This is a genomic window from Neisseria sicca VK64 (assembly GCF_000260655.1).
Lineage (GTDB): Bacteria > Pseudomonadota > Gammaproteobacteria > Burkholderiales > Neisseriaceae > Neisseria > Neisseria sicca_B.
Window position 1 is genome coordinate 1 of record NZ_AJMT01000176.1, and the last position, 24,664, is coordinate 24,664.

Sequence of the window (24,664 nt, forward strand, 5' to 3'; positions counted from 1 at the left end):
TTTTTGTGCAAAGGTTCCGTTGGCAGATAGGCGTAAATTTGGTTTTATCCAACGTGAAATACCTAAATCTACACCTGTACGCGTGTAATAAGGATGATTTCCGTAGCGACGCTTTTCTAAAAATGGCATAACAAAACTATCTGTTTTAAAACTTTTATTTTTATAACCAAGACTGACCTTTGCTGTTTGATCATCATAATCATGATTATCCCAATAGCTGACACCGTCGACATCGCTTGAAAGAGCGAAATAATGGTTGTCTTTGAGATTGATATCGCGATCAACGGATAGGGCGTAGGTAAAACCATGCCCTTTTTGTGGCAGATAGTCAGAATTTTTTTCAAAAGCCAAGTTATCAAACTGAGGAAGATGGATTTCACGCTCAGCTGAAACGTTGTTGATATTGTTGTCTTGGGTGTAACTCAGACTGCCTGAAAATTGCCATTTATTTTGCCCCATAGCGTTTTCATAAAGGGCAATAGTAGGAAGGACATCTTCTGGTAAACCTTGCTTTTTGGCAGCATTAAATTCATGTTGTGAATTACGGGTTTGCTTATCCTCATAAAGCATAGCAGCCAAGTCTAGACGGACGGCAACAAGATTAGGATGTCGAACAAGAATATTACGGTAAAGTGTAATGGCTTTTTTATGCTTTCCTTGCGAACGCCAAATTGCGCCTTGCGCATAATCCAATAAAATTGGGTCATACCCATTCCATTTACGATATATAGGCAAGAGCTGCTCTGCAGCAATATAGTTTCGCGCTTGCAATGCTTGATTTAACAAAGGTTCGGCCAGCTCTGGTTGTTTGGCTAGATCATCTAATGTCAATGTCTGAGTATGCTCATTCAAAGAAGCCTTGACACCATTCAAAAGGGAGGTGCCTACCTCCGGTGGTTTAGGAATGGCCATTTCTTGTATCCTTTCCATTTGGCGATCGGCTTCAGTTTCAGGGTTAGCAATTGTTTCGGCAGTAACCATTATGGGAAATAATATGCCCGCAATAAAAATGAATTGATTAGATTTCATGAGTATATTTTTCAGATAATTCAGGATATTTTAAGTTGCCCCTCCAATTGCGCTTTGTTTATTTGCAGAGGGGTTTGCTTGGAAAATAATAAGCAGCAGATGCAAAGCTTCTGCTGCTTATTTCTTTGGGTAAGCGTCTTAGCGTTTGCCAATGAAACCGATATTGTTTTCGCCATGGCTGGTAGTAATTTTTAACAAACCACCGACTTCTTCAGCATTTGGACCGGCAAAACGTACGTTACCTTGACCATAAATTACTTTATTTTCACCTGGGTTTTTTCCTTCCATCCAGACAGTAACATTTTGAGCAACTTGGCTTCTACCCACTAGAGAAACTTTTTGACCCGCGCTTGCAGAAGGCATTCCACTCTCTGTTTTTACATTACCGCTGGCAAAATATACATTACGTTTGTCATCTAGGCGACGGTTGGTAATCGCGCCATTGAAGGTAACGTTATTGCTTGAAACAGTATTGTTGTAAGCCATATCTGGTTCATGGAACTGTGCAGTCATATTCATCACACCGTCTTGTTTACCATCTCGGCTGGAATAGGCAACGCCTGTATATTTGGCAGATAAACCTTTTTTAGTCTTCATGTCATAGACATTGGCAACTATACCATTTTCAGTAGCAACTCGGTCGAAAATGCCGATGTTAAAAGGATTATTGAGTCCATAAGTGCCATCGCCATTTTTATAGCGCCATGCATTTAATGAGAGATATTGTTGATTGAAGCCATTGGCTTGTCCAACGTCATAGGTATAAATCGCACGAATTTCATTTGTCTTGCCATAGTTTAATGCACTGAACATTTCGGCAATTACACGTTTATTTTGGAATGCACCCAATGCTTTATTGTCATCAATACCGACATGGACTGAATATAAGGATACCTGCGTCATTTGTCCGTTATCGGCTACAATTTTTAGGCTGCCATCTTTTTGTGTAACCATAAAGTAGCTACCTGGTGCGAAGTGATATTGCTTGCCAGCAGACCACCCTAATGCTTTGAGTGTCTCTGCACGTTCTGGATGATTTTTTGCTGATTCTGCACTGACTTCAAATGTAGTTGATTTTTTTAATGTAAAACGATATGCATATTCACCGTTTTGGTTAACATATAATTCATCGTCTGGATTATTGTTAAAATAACGATTTAAAGAATGTGCATATTGATAACCGCTGCTGGGTTCGGTAGTTACAGTCCATACAGGATTATTATTTGCATCTAATTTGTATTTCACATCTGTTAATACACGGCGGCCTTTATCCAATTCAGTTTCATTATCGGCATTAGTAGCAAAATTATTAAACCATTTTGTATAACGGCTACCGCCTACACTATCTAATTCCAGTTTGCTGGCAGTTTGATCTAAGATGTTAACGCTCCTGCCATTTTTAACTAATATGCCATTTTTATTGCGTTTATCTACACCAATCAGATTTTTTGCACTTAATGGCGTATCAATCTCGTCATAACCGGCTCTCTTCGCAACATAACCATCTGTATAGTTGGTAAAGTAACGCGTTGCTACACCCCCTAATATAACTGTTTGAGGGCGCAAAAGTTTGGTTTTATCTTTTCTATAAGCGGATGTCAAAAGGTGAGAGGTAGGGTGATCATGTGGACCTTTAGCTGTCTCTAATAATGGGGTCGCACTTAAGTTATTTGCAATGAAACCGGTATTCACTTCAGTTTGATTGAATTGTTCAGTTTTTATTACATCACTTAGTTTTAGTGTGGTCAGTTTATCCTGAATGCCTTTATTTAATAATAATGTTTCTTTGTTAGTGTTAGTTTTATTATCTTTATTGGCATTATTTTTGTCGGCATTTCCTTTGCCAGTGTTAACCTTGTTGGAATTGTTTTTATTGGTAGTACCTTTGTCAGAATTATCCTTACTAGAGTTGTTTTTGTTGGTATTGTCTTTTTTTGCGTCATCTTTATTGACGTTGTTTTTTGGGGCTACAGATAGATTTTTGGGTGAATCTCCACCTCCATTTGAACTGCCGCAGGCTGCTAAAATTGCAACGCAAATACCGCTTAGAACAAAATGAGTAATAGGTGATTTATTTTGAGTGTGCATAAATAATCCTTACTGGTTGAAAAATAAATTCATAGTAGTTTAAGTTTAAATCAGTATGGTCTTACCATTCTGATCTAGATTTGCTATGCGATATTTTAAAAATAATAAGCAGTGATTTCGTAGGTGATAAAAACAAACATAAGCAGTGTTTACGCTATCGTAATATTATAAACAAATACAAATATGCGGGCTTGATTAAGCTTAGTTAAAAATGGTAAATGAGTAATTTGAATGTATTTTTTGCACGAGTAAACTTTGCTATATGAAATTTAAGGATGTCACAGTTGAAGTAAGGAAGAGAGGGGAGGTTTATTCGTTAAGAATTACCATAAAACACAAGGTCGTCTGAAAATCAGTTTTCAGACGACCTTGTGTTTTATCGGAATGAAACGGGCAACTTATTGGATGCTGCTGCCGATGCGGCTGTAATCGCCGAAGTTCATCCACACGAAGAAGGCTTTTCCGACGATAAGTTTGTCGTCCACAAAGCCCCAGTAGCGGGAGTCGGCGCTGTTGTCGCGGTTGTCGCCCATGGCGAAGTAACGGCCTTCGGGCACTTTGCAGGTAAAGCCGCTGCCGTCTTCGGCGTATTGACAGTGTTCCAAACCGCTTTGCTCTACGGAATAACCGTTTTCAGGCATGATTTTCATGCGGTAGTTGTCGAGCGAGGGGATGAAAACGGAGGGTTGTCCCGGCTCTTTCAGGATATTGAAGGTTTTGCCGTTGAGGGTCGTCTGAAAAAGTTCGGGGTTGTGGATTGCGGACGGTTCGGTATCGTCAGGGTAGGAGTAGGTGCCGTTCGGTTGGTCGGGGGCGACTTGTCCGTTGACGGTCAGGACTTTGTCGCGGTATTCGACGGTATCGCCCGGCAGTCCGACGATGCGCTTGATGTAGTTCATTTCAGGCTGGACGGGATAGTTGAACACGACGACGTCGCCGCGCTCGATTTGTCCGGTCGGAATCAGGACGTTGTTGATGATCGGGGTTCTGATGCCGTAGGCGAATTTGTTTACAAGGATGAAGTCGCCTTTAACCAAGCCAGGGCGCATGGAGCTGGACGGGATTTGGAATGGCTCGGCGATAAAGGTACGCAGGATGAAGACGACGAGGATGATCGGGAAAAAGCCGCTCATGTAGTCGGTAAAGTGGGCTTTGTCCTGGTGCGACGGGTCTTTTTTCAGACGACCTTTGTGGATTGCCCAAACGATGCCGGTGAATACGACAAATATCAGCAATACGGCGGTAAAGCTCATGTAAAAAGACAGGATGCCGAAAACGCCGATCATGCACAAAAGATACGCCCATTGCAGGCCGGAGCTCCATTCTCCGTTTTCCTGACGTTCTTTGCTGCTTATGAAATAAAGGAAAATGCCGATAACGATGGCGGCAATCGCGCCGTAGATTAAATTTGTGCTCATTATTTGTCGCTCACTTGCAGAATCGCCAAGAACGCGCTTTGCGGGATTTCCACGTTGCCCACTTGTTTCATGCGGCGTTTGCCTGCTTTTTGTTTTTCGAGAAGTTTTTTCTTACGGGTAATATCGCCGCCGTAACATTTCGCCAAGACGTTTTTACGCAGGGCTTTGACGTTTTCGCGGGCGATAATCTGGCTGCCGATGGCGGCTTGGACGGCGATGTCGAACATTTGGCGCGGAATCAGCTCGCGCATTTTCGCTGCCAGCTCGCGGCCTCGGTGAACCGCGCTTTGACGGTGCACAATCAGGCTCAAGGCATCGACTTTTTCACCATTGACCATGATGTCGAGCTTAATCAAATCAGACGGTTGGAACTCTTTGAAATGGTAGTCCAGCGAGGCATAGCCGCGCGAAGTAGATTTGAGTTTGTCAAAAAAGTCCATCACGACTTCATTCATAGGCAAATTGTAAGTCAGCATGACTTGGCGGCCCATGTACTGCATATTGACCTGTACGCCGCGCTTTTGGTTACACAAAGTCATGACGTTGCCGACGTATTCCTGCGGCACGAGGATGGTCGCGGTGATAATCGGCTCGAGAATGGTTTCGATGCTGCCGATGTCGGGCAGTTTGGACGGGTTTTCGACTTCGATTTTTTCGCCGCTCTTCAACACGACTTCGTAAACCACCGTCGGCGCGGTGGTAATCAAATCCATGTCGAACTCGCGCTCCAAGCGTTCCTGTACGATTTCCAAGTGCAGCAGGCCCAAGAAACCGCAGCGGAAGCCGAATCCCAATGCTTGGGAAACTTCAGGCTCGAATTTCAATGAAGCATCGTTAAGTTGCAATTTTTCCAAAGCGTCGCGCAAAGCTTCGTAGTCGTGGCTTTCCACTGGGTAAAGACCCGCGAATACTTGGCTTTGTACTTCTTGGAAACCAGGCAGCGGCTCAGAGGCGGGGTTGGCAACCAAAGTAACCGTGTCGCCGACTTTTGCCTGTCCCAATTCTTTCACGCCGGTAATCAAAAAGCCCACTTCTCCGGCTTTGAGCTCTTGTTTTTGAACGGATTTCGGCGTGAATACACCCAACTGCTCGACCTGCGTTTCAGCTTTGGTGCTCATAAAGCGCACTTTGTCTTTCAGTTTGATGGTGCCGTTTTTCACACGAATCAGCATGACCACGCCGACATAGTTGTCAAACCACGAATCGACGATAACGGCTTGCAGCGGTGCGTTTTCATCGCCGGTCGGCGCGGGGATTTTGGCGACGATTTCTTCTAAAACATCTTCCACACCGATGCCGCTTTTGGCGGAACATTGCACCGCGCCGACGGCATCAATGCCGATAATGTCTTCGATTTCCTGTTCCACGCGTTCGGGGTCAGCGGCGGGCAGGTCGATTTTGTTCAAAACAGGCACGACTTCCACGCCCAAATCAATCGCGGTATAGCAGTTCGCCACGGTTTGCGCTTCCACGCCTTGAGACGCGTCAACAACCAAAAGCGCGCCTTCACAGGCGGACAAGGAGCGGGAGACTTCGTAAGAAAAGTCGACGTGTCCCGGCGTGTCAATCAGGTTGAGCTGATACACCTGCCCGTCGCGTGCTTTGTAGTTGAGCGCGGCGGTTTGCGCTTTGATGGTGATGCCGCGCTCTTTTTCGATGTCCATGGAATCGAGTACCTGCGTACTCATTTCGCGCAAATCCAAGCCGCCGCAGTATTGGATGAAGCGGTCGGCAAGCGTCGATTTGCCGTGGTCGATGTGGGCAATGATGGAGAAATTTCGGATATTTTTCATATTGTTATTTTGAAAGATAAGCAGTGATTCTGAAAAGGTCGTCTGAAAATCAAATAGACCGTTCAGACGACCTTCAGGCAAAGTGAAATAGCCTGACATTCTAGCGGAAATTTACTGTTTCCGCATGATTTTATGCGTGTTTTACAGCGACGCGACAATCTTTTCCACCATTTTCGCCGAGCTTGCCGCCGCTGTTTTCAAAAACTCTTCAAAGCTGATGTCCGCTTTTTCGTCCGCCGAGTCGGACATCGCGCGGATCACGACGAAAGGCGTGTTCAACTGGTGGCAGGCTTGCGCAATCGCCGCCGCTTCCATTTCCACCGCTTTGACTTCGGGGAAGTGGCTGCGGATTTCCGCCACGCCTTCGCTGCTGTGGACAAAGCGGTCGCCGCTGACAATCAAACCTTGCGCTACCGCCGCGCCTTCAAACACTTCCGCTGCCTGTTTTGCTTTGCCGACCAAGAGGTCGTCTGAAACAAATACGGCGGGCAGTTGCGGCACTTGTCCCCAAACATAGCCGAACGCCGTTACATCGACGTCGTGATGCGCGATTTCCGTGCCGACCACTATGTCGCCGACTTTCAAACCCTTGCCCAAACCGCCCGCGCTGCCGGTATTGATGACGCAGTCAGGCGCGAATTGATGGATAACCCAAGCCGTTGAAACCGCAGCGTTGACCTTGCCGATGCCGCTCAATACCAACACCATGCGTTTGCCCGACATCTCGCCTTCGTAGGCGGTAAACTTACCGAAAGACACGCTTTTGACATTATCCATTGCTTCGCGCAAAAGCTCGATTTCCTGCTCCATCGCACCGATGACCGCCACTGTTTGTACAGACATTTTTTATTCTTCCATGAAATTGTGGGCGGTATTATAACAGCAGCGGCGGCATTCCATACCCGTATTGAATCCGCCATATTGCCCGCCTGTCTTATTATTCGATACGGTAATCTTGCCATTTTTATGTATCATGATTTATTTGATATAATCCATTTTAATAAAATAACCACCGAAATTATCCAATATCATGATGACCAATCCCCCCAGCGCAAAAGACGAATTGTTCACTTGGCTGCGCCATATGAACAAATACAAAGGCTCCGACCTCTTTATTACGACCAATTTTCCGCCCGCTATGAAAGTGGACGGCAAAATCACGCCGATTACCGACGAGCTGCTGACCTCCGAAAAATGTATGGAAATCGCTTTTTCGATTATGTCCACCAAACAAATCGAAGAGTTTTCCTCCACCAACGAATGCAACTTCGCCATCAGCCTGCCCGACACCAGCCGCTTCCGTGTCAATGCCATGGTGCAGCGCGGCGCGACGGCGTTGGTGTTCCGCTCCATTACCAGCAAAATCCCGAATTTCGACAGCCTCAATCTGCCCCCCGTCTTGAAAGACGTGGTGATGAAAAAACGCGGCCTCGTGATTTTCGTCGGCGGTACCGGTTCCGGCAAATCGACCTCGCTCGCCGCGATGGTTGACCACCGCAACGAAAATTGCCAAGACCACATCATCACCATCGAAGACCCGATTGAGTTCGTCCATCAACACAAAAAAAGCATCATTACCCAGCGCGAAGTCGGCGTGGATACCGAAAACTGGTTTGCCGCGCTGAAAAACACCCTGCGTCAGGCGCCGGACGTCATCCTCATCGGCGAGATTCGCGACCGCGAAACCATGGACTACGCCTTGGCGTTCGCCGAAACAGGCCACCTCTGTCTCGCCACGCTGCACGCCAACAACTCAAACCAAGCGCTCGACCGCATCATCAACTTCTTCCCCGAAGAGCGCCGCACCCAGCTTTTGACCGATTTGTCGCTCAACCTGCAAGCCTTCATCTCGCAACGCCTGATTCCCCGCGAAGGCGGCAAGGGGCGCGTAGCCGCAGTGGAAATCCTGCTCAATTCGCCGATTATTTCCGAGATGATTCAAAAAGGCGAAATCCACGGCATTAAAGAAATGATGAAAAAATCTACTGCCATGGGTATGCAAACCTTCGACCAAGCGCTTTACGAGCTGTACGAACGCGGCGATATCAGCTTCCAAGACGCTATTAAAAACGCCGACTCCGCCCACGACCTGCGCCTGGACATCCAACTGCGCAGCCGCCGCGCCCAAAACGCCGGCCCGGATTTGGAACTGATTTAAAAGTTGTCGGGAATGAGCAAAGGTCGTCTGAAAACCACTTTTCAGACGACCTTTTTTGTCTGTGCCGATCAAGCATACCAATAACGTTCAAGTCATTTCTGTTAAACTGTTTTGTAAATATAGTGGATTAACTTTAAATCAGGACAAGGCGACGAAGCCGCAGACAGTACAGATAGTACGGAACCGATTCACTTGGTGCTTCAGCACCTTAGAGAATCGTTCTCTTTGAGCTAAGGCGAGGCAACACCGTACTGGTTTAAAGTTAAGCCACTATACCATACGGCTTCATGGTTCAGCCGCATCTCAAATCACTACCTACAAAAGAAATCCTATGAAAATTACACCCGTCCAAGCCCTAAACGACAACTACATTTGGATGATTCAAGACGGCAACCACGCCGCCTGCGTCGATCCGTCCGATGCCACGCCCGTTTTGGTATTCCTCGTCCGCAACCGCCTGATGCTGGCGCAAACGTGGGTTACCCATCTGCATCACGACCATATCGGCGGAGTCCAATCCCTCAAAAACGGCTTTATGGAATCGCCCGTGTACGGTGAGACGGATATCGATGTGGCAACGCATACGGTGACGGCAGGTACGCAGTTTCCTTTTGGCGACGGGCTGGTCACCGTGTGGGCGACGCCCGGCCATACCGACCGCCACGTCAGCTATCTTTTGGAAAACGCTGAAGGTCTGCACGTTTTCTGCGGCGATACCTTATTCTCCGCCGGCTGCGGCAGGGTGTTTACGGGAACGATAGAGGAGTTGTACGACAGTTTCCAAAGGTTCAATCAGCTGCCCGAAGAAACGCTGTTTTATCCTGCGCATGAATACACCACTGCCAATCTGCGTTTCGCCGAATTTATCGAACCGGAGAATCCCGATATTCAAGCGGCTTTAGGCGAGGCGGAACATACGCCGACCCTGCCCGTAACCCTTGCGCATGAACGCAAAATCAATCCGTTTTTGCGGGTCGATTTGTCCCAAGTCCGCGAACGGGTTGAGGAATTGACTGGGAAGCGATTGAACAATGGTTTGGAAGTGTTCGCGGCGCTGCGGGAATTGAAAAACCGGTTTTGATTTTGAGTAAAAGCAGGCTTCCTGAAAAAAGTATTTTCGCACCAAGAACTTCGTCTGGACGATTCGTTCAAATGTCCAATATTTAGGGATTTTTATCTTAGGTTAGTCGGATTGATGCTTGTCCATTAATAAGATAATTAATTGGGCGGGCGCATCGGATATTTAAAAAATACGTCTTTAAGCCTATAATTATAAGCATTAGCCATATTTTAAGGTCGTCTGAAAACGTGAATATCCATTTTCAGACGACCTTCATTAACAGAAAGAACAAATCATGCGTCCATTAAATGCCCGAATCCGCTTGGACAATCTGCGCCACAATTACCAAACCCTGAAACAGATTCACGGCGGCAAGATGCTTGCCGTCATTAAAGCAGACGCTTACGGACACGGCGCGGTACGGTGCGCCCACGCATTGTCTGACCTTGCCGACGGGTTTGCCGTCGCCACCGTGGACGAAGCCGTCGAATTGCGCGAGAGCGGCATTACCAATCCCATCGTATTGCTCGAAGGCGTGTTTGAAGCGTCGGAATACGCTACCGTCGATAAATACAATTTGTGGCCGGGCGTCGGCAGCCAATGGCAACTCGAAGCCTTAATCGCCCATCATTGGCAGCACCCCGTCAAAGTCTGGCTCAAAATGGATTCCGGTATGCACCGTGCCGGCTTCTTCCCGCACAATTACACTTCCGCCTACACCGCCCTGAAACAATGCAAACACGTTGACAGCATCGTCAAATTCAGCCATTTTGCCTGCGCTGACGAACCCGACAACGGTATGACCGAAATGCAGCTTGAAGCCTTTGATTTGGCGTGTGAAGGCTTGGAAGGCGAAGAAAGCCTTGCCAACTCCGCTGCCATCCTGAACGTTCCCGAAGCCCGCCGCGATTGGGGTCGTGCCGGTCTGTCACTTTACGGAATTTCTCCGTTCGGCGGCGTGGACGAACGCCTGAAACCCGTCATGCGCCTGACTTCCCGCGTATTCGGCGAACGCGTCCTGCAACCTCATTCTCCCATCGGCTACGGCGCAACGTTTTACACCAGCAAGTCCACCCGTGTTGGTCTGATTGCCTGCGGCTACGCCGACGGTTATCCGCGCCGCGCCTCGACCAATTCGCCTGTTGCCGTCGAAGGCAAACGCAGCCGAATTATCGGCAGGGTGTCTATGGACATGATTACCGTCGAACTCGACGCTTCCCAAGAAGGCTTGGGCGCAGAAGTTGAATTGTGGGGCGATGTCGTCAACATCAACGAAGTCGCCGAAGCCGCCGGTATGATTCCGTATGAAATTTTTTGCAACGTCAAACGCGCGAAGTTTACATATTCGGAATAAGACAAGATTGTTTTTGTTTAAAGGTCGTCTGAAATCATGGTATTGGGTTTCAGACGACCTTTTGGTTTTTATAGTGGATTAACTTTAAACCGGTACGGCGTTGCCTCGCCTTAGCTCAAAGAGAACGATTCTCTAAGGTGCTGAAGCACCAAGTGAATCGGTTCCGTACTATCTGTACTGTCTGCGGCTTCGTCGCCTTGTCCTGATTTAAAGTTAATCCACTATAAGGCAGGATGTCGGATACGTTTTGCTTTTAAATGGAAATGCCGCATCCCAAGAGGTCGTCTGAAAACATCACATCAAGCAAAAAACAAAAAAGCGCGAACCTTACGATTCGCGCTTTTTTCAGACGACCTCAATTATTTCTTGTCGTCTTTTACTTCTTCAAAGTCGGCATCTACTACGTCGTCGTCTTTCTTGGCGGAAGACGGCTCGGCTTGTGCGCTTTCGCCTGCTTGGGCTTCGGCTTGTGCTTGCGCGTAAACCATTTCACCCAGTTTTTGGCTAGCTGTGCCCAGTGCTTCGGCTTTGGCATCGATGGCGGCTTTGTCATCGCCTTTCACGGCTTCTTCGGCTTCTTTCAACGCGGCTTCGATTTTTTCTTTCTCGGCTGCGTCGAGTTTGTCGCCGTAGTCGGCCAAAGATTTTTTCACGGAATGAATCAGGGCTTCGGCCTGGTTGCGGGAAGCGACCAATTCAGTCAGTTTTTTATCTTCCTCAGCATTGGCTTCGGCATCTTTCACCATGCGTTCGATTTCTTCTTCGCTCAAACCTGAAGAACCTTGGATAGTGATGTTGGCTGCTTTGCCTGTGCCTTTGTCTTTGGCGGAAACGTGCAGGATGCCGTTGGCGTCAATGTCGAAGGTTACTTCGATTTGCGGCATGCCGCGCGGTGCAGGTGCAATGTCGCCCAAGTTGAACTGACCCAAAGATTTGTTGGCGGAAGCGCGTTCGCGTTCGCCTTGCAGTACATGGATGGTTACTGCGCTTTGGTTGTCTTCGGCGGTAGAGAACACTTGCGACGCTTTAGTCGGGATGGTGGTGTTCTTCTGAATCAGCTTGGTCATCACGCCGCCCATGGTTTCGATACCCAAGGACAGAGGGGTTACGTCCAGCAGCAATACGTCACTGCGGCCGCCGCTCAATACTTCGCCTTGAATCGCTGCGCCTACGGCAACGGCTTCGTCAGGGTTCACGTCTTTGCGCGGTTCTTTGCCGAAGAAGTCTCTTACGGCTTCTTGTACTTTCGGCATACGGGACTGACCGCCGACCAAAATCACGTCGTCGATGTCGCTGGTGCTCAAGCCGGCATCTTTCAATGCGGTGCGGCAAGGCTCGATAGAGCGGGCAATCAGGTCTTCAACCAGGCTCTCAAATTTGGCACGGGTAATTTTCATTGCCAAGTGTTTCGGGCCGGTTGCGTCCATGGTGATGTACGGCAGGTTGATTTCGGTTTGCTGGCCGCTGGACAATTCGATTTTGGCTTTTTCGGCAGCTTCTTTCAGGCGTTGCAATGCCATCACGTCTTGTTTCAAATCAATGCCTTGGTCTTTTTTGAACTCGGCGATGATGTAGTCGATGAGGCGTTGGTCGAAGTCTTCACCACCCAAGAAGGTGTCGCCGTTGGTTGCCAATACTTCGAATTGTTTGTCGCCGTCGAGGTTGGCGATTTCGATGATGGAAATATCGAAGGTACCGCCGCCCAAGTCATATACGGCTACTTTGCGGTCTTTGTTGTCGCCTTTGTCCATACCGAATGCCAAAGCGGCTGCGGTCGGCTCGTTGATGATGCGTTTTACGTCCAAACCGGCGATGCGGCCTGCGTCTTTGGTGGCTTGACGTTGGCTGTCGTTGAAATAGGCCGGAACGGTAATCACGGCTTCGGTTACTTTTTCGCCCAAATAAGATTCGGCGGCTTCTTTCATTTTACGCAGGACTTCTGCGGAAACTTGCGGCGGAGACAGCTCTTTGCCTTGCGCTTTCACCCATGCGTCGCCGTTGTTGGCTTTGATGATTTCGAAAGGCATGGATTCGATGTCGCGTTGGACTTCTTTGTCTTCAAATTTATGACCGATCAAACGTTTGACAGCGTAGATGGTGTTTTTAGCGTTGGTTACGGCTTGGCGTTTGGCCGGTGCGCCGACGAGGACTTCGCCGCCGTCCAGATAAGCGACGACAGACGGCGTAGTGCGTGCGCCTTCTGCGTTTTCAATAACTTTGGTTTGACCGTTTTCAGAGATGGATACACAAGAGTTGGTTGTACCTAAGTCGATACCGATTACTTTTGCCATATTGATGTTGCTCCTAAAAAGATTTTTCTAAATTAATAATTGTGTGGAACATTTTGTTCCGTTGACCTGTAAATAAGGTTGCCCGATATTTTTTCAAGGGTTTTGTTGAAATTTTTTTTATATGAAATTCAACAAGTTAAACTATTTATCCACAGGACGGTATTTTGTTTTTCAGACGACCTTGTCTTTGTTTTCCGATTGGGCATCATCGGAATGATTTTCCAAAAGCGGGATTGGGGCTTGAGGGGCGGGGAAGGGTCGTCTGAAAATTTTATGCTTGATAAACTTTATCAAGCGGTGCCTTCAGGATTCTTGTTTCGCCACGACAACCATTGCGGGACGTAATACGCGGTCGGACAGGGTGTAGCCTTTTTTCATGACGCTGACGATGGTGTTCGGCTCTTGCTCGCTGACGACCGCCTGCATTGCTTGATGTTGGTGCGGGTCGAGTTTGTCGCCGGGCTGCGGGTTGATTTCTTTGATGTGCGTGGCGTCAAACGCTTTTTGCAATTCGTTCAGCGTCATTTGCACGCCCATTTTCAGCGCGTCGAAATTGCCGCTTTGGTCGAGCAGCGCCATTTCAAGATAGTCTTTGACCGGCAGCATTTCGGCGGCGAATTTTTGCCCGGCAAACTTGTGCGTATCGGCGATTTCCTGCTGATGGCGGCGGCGCAGGTTTTGCTCGTTCGCCAGACCGCGCAGCTCGCTGTCTTTCAACTGTCCTTCCAACTCGGCGATACGCGCCTGCAATTCTTCGTAAGTCGGCGGTTCGGTAGCTTCGGGTTGTTCGGTATTGGGGGCTTGGGCGGCTTCTGCGTTTACCGCCTCTTCGGTTTCGTGTTGATATTGTTCGTGATGTTCGCTCATTTCATGCATCCTTTGGAATGGTTTGAATCGAATGCTACTTTATATAAGGTCGTCTGAAAAAACTTCAAGCACACGGAAACCATCATAAGCATATTCCGCAATGCGCTATCGCAAATCGTTGATAAAAGGTAAGATACACCGACACCATCCTATTTTCAGACGACCCCCAACATGAAAAAAGACCACCTGAACACAACCGATTTCAACCTCTGGCATACCATCCGCGAAGAAACCGCAGCCGCAGCCGCAGCCGAACCGATGCTGGCGAGCTTTTTGCACCAAACCGTGTTGCGCCACGACTCGCTCGATTCCGTCCTTGCCTACCACCTTTCCAGCAAACTTGGCAGCCCGATTATGGACGTGCGCGCCCTGTTTGAAATCTACCAGCAGGCATTGGGCAGCGACGCGCGCATCAGCAACTGCGTCGAAGCCGACTTGAAAGCCATTTACGAACGCGACCCCGCCTGCGACGAATATTCGCTGCCGCTTTTATATTTCAAAGGTTTCCACGCCATTCAGGCGCACCGCATCAACCACTGGCTCTATCAAAACGGCCGCAAAACGCTGGCGTATTTCCTGCAAAACCGTATGTCGGAAGTGTTCGGCGTCGATATTCACCCCGCCGCCCGTTTCGGTCATGGGCTGATGCTCGACCACGCCACCGGTTTCGTCGCCGGAGAAACCGCCGTGTTGGGCAACAATATTTCCATCCTGCACGGCGTAACGCTCGGCGGCTCGGGTAAGGAAAGCGGCGACCGCCATCCGAAAATCGGCGACGGCGTGATGATCGGCGCGAACGCTTCGATATTGGGCAACATCCGCATCGGCGACAATTCCAAAATCGGCGCAGGCAGCGTGGTCGTTGCGGACGTACCGTCGTCAATCACCGTCGTCGGCGTGCCTGCCAAACCGGTGGGGCGTTCGGTCAAAACCCCGTCGGCAGACATGGACCAGAGTTTGCAGGGAACGGCGATGGATTTTGTGATTTGAACTGAATCGCCCGATTAAGACCGCAGATATAGTGGATTAACTTTAAACCAGTACGGTGTTGCCTCGCCTTAGCTCAAAGAGAACGATTCTCTAAGAAGTGAATCGGTTCCGTACTATCTGTACTGTCTGCGGCTTCGTCGCCTTGTCCTGATTTAGTTAATCCACTATATAAAAAGGTCGTCTGAAAACCTGATGGGTAAGGTTTTCAGACGACCTTTTTGATGTGAAGGGATTATTTGAAGATGTAGGAATCGGGCATTTCGTCGAAGCTGACGACGCGGCCGCCTTTTTCTTTGGCAAATTTCTCTGCTTGGGCTTTGTCGGCGAAGGGGAGGGCGTCCTCTGCACCCATGCCGCCGATAAAGCCGCTTTCGATGACGTAGTAGGCTTTTTTGCCGTCTATCCATGCGGTGTCGGCATTGGGTTTGCTCCAGTCTTTGACTTTGCCCATGTCGGTAACGTAGATGACGTGGATGCCTTTAGGCTCTTCGGGCAGCTTGGTGTAGCCGAACATCTGCTTGATGGTGGAGAACCAGACGGGGCGGTCGGGTTTGCCGTTGAGGTAGATTTGGGCTTTGGGGCCGTTGTGTTCGGTCAGGTTCATGCTGCAATAGTGCCCCACGGCGCGGTCGCTGATTTGCTGAGGCTCAGGCGGCGGGGTGTCATCCTCTTTGGGACAGGCACTCAGGAGCAGGGCGGCGAGGAGCGCAGGTAAAATCTTTTTCATATTTGTCGCTTTCCAAAAATTCTTGCTGCCAAGATAAGGGGAATAATAACCCATAATATCTGCGCGGTCAGCAATACGGGCATGGTCAGGCTGATTTGTTCGCTCAAACCTGCCATGCCTGCGTACATAGCGGTGTTTTCGTAACCGGTCAGGTTGAGCAGGCGGTAGATGTCGGTGGGGTTGAAAAGAAGGACGGTTTCGACGACGGGGGCGGTGATTGTTTGCTGGGTATCGGCGACAAGGATGCCCAAAAGCGCCATGTCGAAGATGACGACGAAAAACAGCCAAACGCCGATGGCGATACCGGCGGCGGTGCCGCGTTCTTTGACTTTCGCGCTGATGAGGTAGCCCATGGACAGGAATGCCGCGCCCAAAATCACGCTGGCGGCAATCAGCAGGGCAAAGGGTTTCCACGCGGCGATGTCGAAGCTGCCGTTGGCGAGTTGGAGCGTGATGCCCGCAATTCCGTAGCCTGCGGTGGTGGCGAGGGCGAGGATGATGAGGTGTCCGATGAATTTTCCGGCAAGGATTTGGTTGCGGGAAACGGGGTAGCTCAACAGCAGCGCCATAGTGCCGCGTTCGATTTCGCCGATGAGGGAATCGTAGGAGAGGAGCATGGCGATGAGCGGAATCAGGAAGATGGACAGGCTGGAGAGGCTGACAACGGTTACAGTCAGCGGATCGACTTTAACCGAGCCTGTCGGCGAGCTGCCGAGGAAGCCCAATGAGAGGGCGAGGGTGGCGAGCAGGACGGAGGCGGCGAGTACCCAGCGGTTGCGCAGGCTGTCGCGGACTTCTTTTCCGGTGATAATCCAAACGGGGTTCATACGTCCTCCCTTTTTAAGAATTGTGCGTACATGTCGTCGAGTGTGGGTGTGTGGATGTCGAGGTAGGCGAGGTCGGACAGGTTGCCCAGTTCGCTGAGTAATGCCATGCGTTCTTCAGCCTGACATTGCGCCTGATAGCTGAGGTCGTCTGAAAGCGACTGCCAGCGTTCGCTTAACGGACGCGGGGATTTGAGGCGGATGTTGACGGTGAGGGGAAGTCCGCTTTGGACATGCAGCTCGTCCATGCTGCCGTCGGCGACTTTGACACCGTTTTTCATGACGACGATGCGGTCGGCGTGGCCGTCGAGTTCGGCAAGGGCGTGGGTGCTGAGGAGGACGGTGGCGCCGCGTCCGTTGAGTTCGCGCACGACTTCGTAAAACATTTGGCGCGAGGCGGGGTCGAGGCCTGTGGTGGGTTCGTCAAACAGCAATACTTTGGGTTCACCCAGCAGCGCTTGGGCGAGGGCGAGGCGTTGGCGCATGCCTTTGGAGTAGGTGCCGACGCGGCGGCGGGCGGCTTGGGAAATGCCGACGCGTTCGAGGAGTTCGTGGTTTTTGGTGAGCGGCTGTTTTTTGAGTTTGGCGTAGAAATTGAGGGTTTCGATGCCGCTGAGGGAAGGGTGCAGGGCGACGGTTTCGGGCAGGTAGCCGATTTGGCTGCGCAACTGTGCGCCGGCTTTACTGCCTGTGTGCTCACCCAGCAGCATGACTTCGCCTTCGGTGGGGGTAATCAGCCCGAGTATCAATTTGATGAGCGTGGACTTGCCTGCGCCGTTGTGTCCGGCAAGACCGACACTTTCCCCCGCCTTCAAGACTAAATCGACTTGGTTGACGGCTTTTTGTGCGCCGAAGCGTTTGGTTACGTTTCTCAATTCGACATGGTGTGCGCTCATGAGTGCTTCCTTGTGTGAATGGGTTTCAGACGACGTTGAGGGTCGTCTGAAAAGGGCGTTTTTTGTATGGGGTCGTCTGAAAAAGGGGAGAGGGGTTTCAGACGACGTTTGTGATGGGGCGGCGTTTTCGACTGTTGCCTGCGTTGCGGGTTGCACCGTATTTGCGGCGGATGCCCGTTGGTACGGCAATGAGGGGCAAAACCTTGCTGCGGCGGGGTTTTAAGGTCGTCTGAAAAGTTTTCAGACGACCTTGCGGGGCGTGTTTGCCGGTTCCGCTTAGTTCAATGAGCCGTTTTCGGCATCGCTCCATTCGGACTGATGGGTTTTGGCTTCTTGCAACAGTTGTTCTTTCATGGCTTCGTATTTGGTGGTGGTTTTGTTGCTGCCTGCCTTCATCAGCGGTTTGCTGTCGATCACGCCGCCGGGGAGGATGGCGGGGAACTGCGATTGCGCCCATTTGACGATGCTGATGGCGGGGCTGTTCATCAGGAGGCGGGAAACAGGCGCGCGCCAGATGATTTGGTCGATGATGCCGTTGGGACGGTATGCGCTGTCGCCGAAGCCGTCGCCGTCTAGGTCGAACGCGCTGTTGTCGCTCCAGTAGTTGCCGCGTCCGCCTTCGCCCCAGTCAAGAAAACGTGTGCTGACGTATTTGACTTGGCTTTCGTTGCTGAGAAAAGCGTTGTCGGAAAGGGTCGTGCCTTCGATGGCGGCGGTAAAGTGAATGCCGATTTCGCAGTTTTCAAAATGGTTGGCGACGATTTTGTTGTAGTTGGCGTTGTAGGCGAAAACGCATTTGCCGGCTTTGTTGATGATGTTGTCGTTGATTTCGGAATAGTTGACGTAGTTGAGCATGATGCCTTGGTCGCGGCTGCCGACGGCGATGTTGCCGTGTACTTTGAGGCGGTCGGAGAACATCAAGACGTAGCCCATGTTGTTGCCGACGGAAATGTTGTCGCTGACTTCGCTGTCGTTGGTGTACATGTAGTGAACGGCGAAACGCAGGTCGCTGAAACGGTTGTTTTTGTAGGTGTTGTTTTTGCTGGTGTTGGAGAAAATACCGTCGCGGCCTTTGGAAATGTCGTTGCTGACAACTTGCGCGCCGGGTGCGTTCCAGACGGTTACGCCGTTGCCGCGTTCGTTGACGCGCAGGGTGGAGTCGCCGACGATTTTGTTCTCGCGCACCATGGATTCGGCAGAACCGTGGATATACACGCCGACGGAGTTGTCGAGGATGTTGTTGTGTTCGATTAAGGCACGGGGGGCGGTTTCTTCGAGGTAGATGCCGGCGTCCATGGCGGGCAGGCTCATGCCGGAACGGGTGACGGTGAGGTTACGCAGGGTAACGTCGGGGGCGATGACGGCAATGGTGCGGCCGGTGCGGTCGCCTTCGATTTTGGCGGAGCGGTCGGCAGGGCCTTCGATGGTGATGGGTTTGTCGATAAGCAGTTTAGTTTTGTAAGTGCCGGAGGCGAGCTTGAGCGTATCGCCTGCCTGCGCGCGCGCGATGACTTCGGGGAGGTTGTCGGTAGGGGAAACGTCGATGGTGGCTGCAAAGGTCGTCTGAATCATGCCGCCGAACATAAATGTCAGGACAGCGCGTCGCCATGTTTTGAATTGGGGTGTGTGCATGGAGTTCCTCTGATTCGTGCGGTGTGCGTCGGCACGGTGATGCCTGCCTGTAAGGGCCGTGTTTTTGTTTTATAGCGGAACAGTCTGTTGCGTCCAAACGGTTCTGCTATAAAAGGTCGTCTGAAAACGAGGGCAGCGGGTTTCGCTAAGACCTGAAAGTTTTTTCAGACGACCTTTCCGTTAAGTCAGTGATAAACCGTCAAACCCGATTATCGGGGTTTAACGATCATTTGACCGGACATTTCCATGTGCAGGGCGTGGCAGAACCATTGGCAGTAGTACCAGTGTACGCCCGGACGGACGGCTTTGAAGGTTACCGATTGGGTAGCTTGCGGGCCGATTTCCATGGCGATGCCGTAGCCTTCCAAAGTGAAGCCGTGGGTCAAGTCTTCGATGGTTTCAACGTTGGTCACATATACGGTTACTTCGTCGCCTTGGTTGACTTCGAATTGCGGGATGCTGTACGCAGGTGCAACGGCAGTCATGTATACGCGGACTTTGTTGCCCTCGCGGATGACTTTGGCGGCTTTTTCCAGCTCGACACCGTCTTTTTTCGCCTGTTCTACAGCGTCTTGCCAGAACCATGGGTCTTTGCGGTCCCAGGTTTTTTTCGGGTTGACTTTGGAAGCGGCAACCAGACACAGGTCATGCGGTTCGGCAAAGGTCGGGTTGTCGTGTACCAGGCGCATTTCGTCGCCGGAGATGTCGATCAACTGGTCGCATTCCGGTTTCAGCGGGCCGGCGTTGAGGAAGCGGTCTTTGGAGAATTTGTTCAAAGATACCAGCCATTTGCCGTCGGCTTCCTTGGTTTCGCCCATGGTCGTATGGTTGTGGCCGGGTTGGTAGTGGACGTCGAGTTTTTGTTTGATCGGATCCACTTTTTCGCCTTTGTAGGCTTTGATGGCGTCGTCGATGTTCCATTTGACCATTTGGCTGTCGATAAACAGCGTGGTGTAGGCGTTGCCGCGGCCGTCAAACGCGGTGTGTAAAGGACCGAGACCCAGTTGGGGTTCGGCGACAACCACGTCGCGCTCTTTGATTTTGCCGGCGAACAAATCGTCCAGTTTGCTGACGTCCAATACGGTAACGGTCGGAGACAGTTTGCCGTTGAGCATGATGTATTTGCCGTCAGGGGAAGCGTTACAGCCGTGCGGAGAGTTCGGCACGGGGATGTAGCGGGTGTAAGGGGAATTGGCTTCTGCGCGGCCGTCCAGCATTTTCACACCGTTGACTTCTTTGAAGTCGCCTTTTTTGATGCCTTCTTCGATGGCGGCAAGATTGAAGACTACGCACCAGTCTTGCTCGTTGGAAGAAGCACCTTGTACGGTCAGGGCGCGTTCGGAGTTGTAGCAGGTGGAGAAGGAGTATTTGCCTTGGTAGTCGGCATCGCCGTTGTCCAAGTTGCCATCCACCAATACTTGCCATGCGATGTCCATGGTTTCGCCGTCAATGGCGGTATAAACGGCATTCCAAGTTTTGGCGTCGTTCCAAGTACCCACACCGCTTACCGGTACGATGTGTTCGCCGTTGGCAAAGACATAGCCGGTTTTCGGATAACGTTGCGGACGCAGACCGTGTACACCGGAAACGTTAGGGATTTCGGTGATTTTGTCGGTTTTCATGAAGTCCAGGCGGACGCGGCAAACGCGGTTGTTTGCTTTGTCGTTGGCATACGCGTAGCGGCCGTCGTAAGTTTGGTCGGTAAACGACAAGTGAGGGTGGTGCAAGTCGCCGTTAGGGTAGCAGCGCAGGCCGCTGTCTTTCAGGAACTGGTTGGTTTCCGGCGTATTTTTTTCATTCAAAATACGCAGGCTCTCGTTGGTACGGCCCCAACCGGTCGCGCTGTCCATGTTGAACACGGGGATACGCATCAGTTCGCGCATGGAAGGTACGCCGATCAAGCGCATTTCGCCCGATTGGCCGCCGGAGAGGAAGCCGTAGTATTGGTCGAGTTCGCCCGGACCGACTTCGGAAGTCTGTTTGCCCGGTTCGGCAGAGGCATGAGACTCGGTTTTGGCGGCAGGCGCAGCACCTGAAGCGGCGGCTTTATCGCCACCCTCTTTGGAACAGCCCGCCAAACCCAACAGACCGGCGCCGGCAATACCTGCGCCTGAAACGGCGGCAGTACCTAAGAATGAACGACGGCTTAAGCCGTTTTGTTCTAATTTTTCGTCTGACATACAACACTCCTTGGATAAAATTCGGCAGCCGGCGTTTTCAGACGACCTGCCGATTGAAAAAACGTATTTATGTTTATAAGTGTGGGTACGGTTGACCCGGTATTTCTTTAGGGTTTCAGATTATTCGCCGGCTTTAGGGGCGGTTTCTTTTTTCACAAACTGCACAACCTGCTCCCCAGGCTGCTGTTTTGCAGATGCGGTTTCGGGGTCGGCTTTTGCCGCCGCCTGTTTTTGTTTTTTCTTGTTGGTTGCCACAACTTGCGGGCAACGTGTGTCATGGTGATACATGACTTGGCAGTGCAGGCACTGGATACATTCGTTCGGATGGATGTCGCCTTCCGGTGCAATCGCCTGAACAGGGCATTCGTGCGTACAGATTTGGCAAGGGTTGCCGCACATTTTGTAGCGGCGAAGCCAGTCGAATACGCGGAAGCGGCCGGGTAGGGCGATACCCGCGCCCAATGGGCACAGATAGCGGCAGAAGAAGCGTTCGATGAACAGGCCGGCAACCAAAAGGGTAACGGCAAACGCGACAAACCACCATTCGCGGACGAATTTCAAAATAATCGCCGTTTTAAAAGGTTCTACCTCTGCGAATTTTTCCGCCGTACCCAAATCGTACAGGGAAATTGCCAATAGTGCGAAGAAAATGACGTATTTAATCGCAGTCAGGCGCGTGTGCAGCAGGTGCGGCACGGTAATCTGTTTCACGCCCAATTTTTTGGCGATACGGTTGGTCAACTCTTGCAGCGAACCGAAGGGGCAGAGCCAGCCGCAGAATGTACCGCGGTTCCACAGCAGCATGGTTGCGGCGGTAAACAGCCACAGGATGAACACAATCGGATCCATCAGGAAGAAGTCCCAACGGAATTCGGTCAGGATGGCGGAGAACAGTGTCAGCGTATTGACGACCGACAGTTGCGCCTGAGCGTACCAACCGATATAGAACAGGGTAAATGTCAGGAATACCAGGCGGAAGCGGTCGTACCATTTCTCATAGCGGACAATCCAGTCTTGGAACAGGAAGACCAAAAGCAGGATGGTCAATGCGATGCCGACTACGGCGATTTGTCCCTGTTTCGCTTTCCACACCTGTTTCCAGAGTTGGTTGGATGCACCGTCGTTTGAAGAGGCTTCAGAGGCTTCTTCGGCTATGCCTTTGGTGTCTGAAGCTTGGTCGGCGGCAGGGGCGGCTGCCGGTTCGACTGGCGCGCTGATTTCGACAGGCGGTGCTTTCGGGTCATCGACATAGTAACCTTGAGGCAGCTCGTAATCCAAATCGGCGGTTACGAACGCTTTGTCGTTTACGCTCAGTACGCGTTGAACCATCAACTGCAAACGCCAAGGTTCGGCAGCATCGAATTCCACACCTTCGGGAATCGTAAACCAAGATACTTCTTTAAAGTGGGGCGCACCTTCGGCTGCCAGATCAACCAAGCGTTCGTGTTGCGCGTCGGTGAAGCGGAAGCTGTTTTCGCCTTGAATCATCTCGATACGGTCGAAAATACCGCCGCGGACATAACCCGAACCTTTCCAAGAATAACGGCCTTCACCGGCAACCAAGACAGCTTGTTGACCCGGTTGCAGACGGTTTTGCAGGTTTTTCCAACCTTCCTCGCCCAGCAGGCTTTTGCCGATGGAAGGCTGGCTGACTACGGCAGTGTACAAATCGATAAAGGTATCGTCGCCTGCACCTTGTTCGGCATGTTCGGCAACACCTGCTTTGCCGCCTTTTTCAAACAGCTTGTTGATTTCGTCAACAGTAATGTGCAGATGACCGATGGCTTTTTGTTCCAGCAGCGCATTCCAAGATTGGATATCCTGTTTGTCAGGATTGACAGCGCGGCGAGGCCGGGTTTGAGCCGCAGGAGCGGCAGCCTGTTGCGTATCCGCAGCATTGGCGGAGGCCGTCTGAACGGCTTTGTCAGTACCCAAACCATATTTGCCGGCAACAACTTTGAACGAACGTTGGATACTGTCGTTAATCACCATCAGCGTAACGGTCGCGCCACTGATGATGTCCCCGGGGGCGACGCCCGGAGTAGGTGGATTTTTAATAAAATTCAAACCGATATACTTATTGATGAATTTATCCACACGCGATTGCGGGATACCAATAAGCATAATCGGCTCATGGTGATCGACCAGCTTCGCACCGGCGATCGTTCCGTCGTTGGCCAAAGCCATCATCGTATCAATCGGTTTGCTCGAATAGCCGCGTGTATTGACCACGTCCGTCGTGATATACACCAAACCCAACTGCTCGTCGCCCTTATAAACACGGGCAACCATAGGCTTGCCTTCAGGCTTGCCATAACGGTCTGCACCCGGAAAAATTTCCGAAGGCTGGACTTTTGACAAAAAGTCAGGCAAACGCTCGGCGTAAGCGGGCAGTGTCGAAAACAATAGGACAAATACGGCAAACATCGCCAGCATCGTATTCAAGATGCCTGATGTGTGTTTCGTTTTTAGGCAGGACATGGCTGTTCCCGATTATTCGATACTCTAAACATTAACATTATATGAATCCATTATTTGCAATAATTTGACCTATGTCAAATTTACAAATCTTAAAACCTGGTTTTAACGGTAAGTAATACTTTGTGATTATGTGGGGATGGCTCTATTTTTGTTGCTAATGGAATAGAAAACCAGGTAATTAAATCATTTTGGGTTTTGTGGTGTATTAATATGTTTTTGATATAGGGCAATCGCAATCTGTACATAGCGCAGCTAATGCGGTGCTGATTTGTTTTTCAAGTTGCGGTTTATTGAATATAGTGGATTAACTTTAAATCAGGACAAGGCGACGAAGCCGCAGACAGTACAGATAGTACGGAACCGATTCACTTGGTGCTTCAGCACCTTAGAGAATCGTTCTCTTTGAGCTAAGGCGAGGCAACGCCGTACTGGTTTAAAGTTAATCCACTATAATCTTTAAATGTAGAAATCAGTAGCGTTGTTTACAGTATTTCCAGGAGAATACTGAAACATGAACATGCACAAAAACACCCGCCTCACCCCGCACCACCGACAAGCCATTTGGCTGGCCTACACGCAGGGGAAGGAAAGCGTCACCTCCCTGGCACGCCGCTACCAAGTCAGCCGCGTCACCATTTACCGCGCCCTTAAAGCCGCAAGGGCCAAGCTGCTCAAACCGCAAACCAGTACCAACAACCGTTTCAAACAGGCAAAGTACGGAATGAAACGCCTGGTCAAGGTAGAACGCAGTATTCAGGAAAAACTCAAAAAGCAGGCCAAACGCTACAATAAATCCTACCCCGGAGAGCTGGTGCATCTCGACACCAAACGGCTGCCGCTGCTCAAAGGGCAGAAAGCCACCGATAAGCGGGATTA

General features: G+C 50.5%; 19 protein-coding genes and 1 pseudogene. 6 read left to right on the forward strand and 14 right to left on the reverse strand.

Annotated features, from left to right (window positions below; all coding sequences use genetic code 11):
- From HMPREF1051_RS09990 to HMPREF1051_RS10010, 5 genes are all read right to left on the reverse strand, one after another.
- Window positions 1–1,029: surface lipoprotein assembly modifier (locus tag HMPREF1051_RS09990; RefSeq protein WP_003768112.1), on the reverse strand; the 1,029-nt coding region annotated here is incomplete at its 3' end.
- 138 nt (window positions 1,030–1,167) lie between these two features.
- Window positions 1,168–3,117, reverse strand: coding sequence for a hypothetical protein (locus HMPREF1051_RS09995; protein ID WP_003768103.1), 1,950 nt, complete (start codon window positions 3,115–3,117; stop codon window positions 1,168–1,170).
- Between the two features lie 398 nt (window positions 3,118–3,515).
- Complete coding sequence (lepB, locus tag HMPREF1051_RS10000) at window positions 3,516–4,535, reverse strand: signal peptidase I (protein ID WP_003768117.1); 1,020 nt, start codon at window positions 4,533–4,535, stop codon at window positions 3,516–3,518.
- Window positions 4,535–6,328: a translation elongation factor 4 gene (gene lepA / locus HMPREF1051_RS10005; protein WP_036492921.1), complete on the reverse strand. Its 1,794-nt coding sequence runs from the start codon at window positions 6,326–6,328 to the stop codon at window positions 4,535–4,537. The genes lepB and lepA overlap by 1 nt, the downstream gene beginning before the upstream one ends.
- 141 nt (window positions 6,329–6,469) lie before the next feature.
- Window positions 6,470–7,171, reverse strand: coding sequence for a 5'-methylthioadenosine/adenosylhomocysteine nucleosidase (locus tag HMPREF1051_RS10010; RefSeq protein WP_003768125.1), 702 nt, complete (start codon window positions 7,169–7,171; stop codon window positions 6,470–6,472).
- 187 nt (window positions 7,172–7,358) lie between these two features.
- On the opposite strand from HMPREF1051_RS10010, the gene HMPREF1051_RS10015 reads away from it, so the two are divergent.
- The 3 genes from HMPREF1051_RS10015 to alr all read left to right on the forward strand — a co-directional run bounded on the left by HMPREF1051_RS10015 (window position 7,359) and on the right by alr (window position 10,900).
- Window positions 7,359–8,486: a PilT/PilU family type 4a pilus ATPase gene (locus HMPREF1051_RS10015; RefSeq protein ID WP_003768121.1), complete on the forward strand. Its 1,128-nt coding sequence runs from the start codon at window positions 7,359–7,361 to the stop codon at window positions 8,484–8,486.
- 331 nt (window positions 8,487–8,817) lie between these two features.
- Window positions 8,818–9,567, forward strand: coding sequence for a hydroxyacylglutathione hydrolase (gloB, locus tag HMPREF1051_RS10020; RefSeq protein WP_003768107.1), 750 nt, complete (start codon window positions 8,818–8,820; stop codon window positions 9,565–9,567).
- A 274-nt stretch (window positions 9,568–9,841) separates the two neighbouring features.
- Window positions 9,842–10,900 carry an alanine racemase gene (gene alr / locus HMPREF1051_RS10025; RefSeq protein WP_003768123.1) on the forward strand — a complete coding sequence of 353 codons (1,059 nt, stop codon included), beginning with the start codon at window positions 9,842–9,844 and terminating at the stop codon, window positions 10,898–10,900.
- Window positions 10,901–11,259: 359 nt separating this feature from the next.
- Here alr and dnaK read toward each other — a convergent pair whose 3' ends face one another.
- The 3 genes from dnaK to grpE form a co-directional block, all read right to left on the reverse strand.
- A complete protein-coding gene (gene dnaK / locus HMPREF1051_RS10030; protein WP_003768126.1) occupies window positions 11,260–13,191 on the reverse strand; it encodes a molecular chaperone DnaK in 1,932 nt (643 codons plus the stop codon).
- 171 nt (window positions 13,192–13,362) lie between these two features.
- Window positions 13,363–13,485: a hypothetical protein gene (locus tag HMPREF1051_RS15485; protein WP_269208441.1), complete on the reverse strand. Its 123-nt coding sequence runs from the start codon at window positions 13,483–13,485 to the stop codon at window positions 13,363–13,365.
- A 9-nt stretch (window positions 13,486–13,494) separates the two neighbouring features.
- Window positions 13,495–14,058 carry a nucleotide exchange factor GrpE gene (gene grpE, locus HMPREF1051_RS10035; RefSeq protein ID WP_003768101.1) on the reverse strand — a complete coding sequence of 188 codons (564 nt, stop codon included), beginning with the start codon at window positions 14,056–14,058 and terminating at the stop codon, window positions 13,495–13,497.
- Between the two features lie 171 nt (window positions 14,059–14,229).
- Here grpE and cysE point away from each other — a divergent pair, with 171 nt between their 5' ends.
- On the forward strand, window positions 14,230–15,048 hold the full coding sequence (gene cysE, locus HMPREF1051_RS10040) for a serine O-acetyltransferase (protein WP_003768130.1): 819 nt from the start codon (window positions 14,230–14,232) through the stop codon (window positions 15,046–15,048).
- 232 nt (window positions 15,049–15,280) lie between these two features.
- Here cysE and HMPREF1051_RS10045 read toward each other — a convergent pair whose 3' ends face one another.
- Genes HMPREF1051_RS10045 through HMPREF1051_RS10055 form a run of 3 tightly spaced genes read right to left on the reverse strand, consistent with a single transcriptional unit; the run spans window position 15,281 to window position 17,495 of the window.
- Window positions 15,281–15,775: a nitrous oxide reductase accessory protein NosL gene (locus HMPREF1051_RS10045; protein ID WP_003759050.1), complete on the reverse strand. Its 495-nt coding sequence runs from the start codon at window positions 15,773–15,775 to the stop codon at window positions 15,281–15,283.
- Window positions 15,772–16,602 (reverse strand): ABC transporter permease, encoded by an 831-nt coding sequence (locus HMPREF1051_RS10050; protein WP_003768097.1) that lies wholly within the window; start codon window positions 16,600–16,602, stop codon window positions 15,772–15,774. Before HMPREF1051_RS10050 ends, HMPREF1051_RS10045 begins: the two co-directional genes overlap by 4 nt.
- Window positions 16,599–17,495, reverse strand: a complete 897-nt coding sequence (locus HMPREF1051_RS10055) for an ABC transporter ATP-binding protein (protein WP_003768105.1) — start codon at window positions 17,493–17,495, stop codon at window positions 16,599–16,601. The genes HMPREF1051_RS10050 and HMPREF1051_RS10055 overlap by 4 nt, the downstream gene beginning before the upstream one ends.
- Here HMPREF1051_RS10055 and HMPREF1051_RS10060 point away from each other — a divergent pair.
- Window positions 17,494–17,718, forward strand: coding sequence for a hypothetical protein (locus HMPREF1051_RS10060; protein WP_003768128.1), 225 nt, complete (start codon window positions 17,494–17,496; stop codon window positions 17,716–17,718). The genes HMPREF1051_RS10055 and HMPREF1051_RS10060 overlap by 2 nt on opposite strands.
- 53 nt (window positions 17,719–17,771) lie before the next feature.
- On the opposite strand, the gene HMPREF1051_RS10065 is transcribed toward HMPREF1051_RS10060, so the two are convergent.
- The 3 genes from HMPREF1051_RS10065 to HMPREF1051_RS10075 form a co-directional block, all read right to left on the reverse strand.
- The gene (locus HMPREF1051_RS10065; protein WP_036492918.1) at window positions 17,772–19,127 is read right to left on the reverse strand and encodes a nitrous oxide reductase family maturation protein NosD; all 1,356 of its coding nucleotides are present in this window, start codon (window positions 19,125–19,127) and stop codon (window positions 17,772–17,774) included.
- Between the two features lie 209 nt (window positions 19,128–19,336).
- Entirely contained in the window at window positions 19,337–21,307 is a 1,971-nt protein-coding gene (nosZ, locus tag HMPREF1051_RS10070) for a TAT-dependent nitrous-oxide reductase (protein ID WP_003759063.1), read from the reverse strand.
- A 120-nt stretch (window positions 21,308–21,427) separates the two neighbouring features.
- A complete protein-coding gene (locus tag HMPREF1051_RS10075) occupies window positions 21,428–23,788 on the reverse strand; it encodes a NosR/NirI family protein (RefSeq protein WP_003768095.1) in 2,361 nt (786 codons plus the stop codon).
- 511 nt (window positions 23,789–24,299) lie between these two features.
- Between HMPREF1051_RS10075 and HMPREF1051_RS10080 the strand changes: the two are divergent.
- Window positions 24,300–24,664 (forward strand): annotated as a pseudogene (locus tag HMPREF1051_RS10080) (IS481 family transposase); the annotation flags it as partial.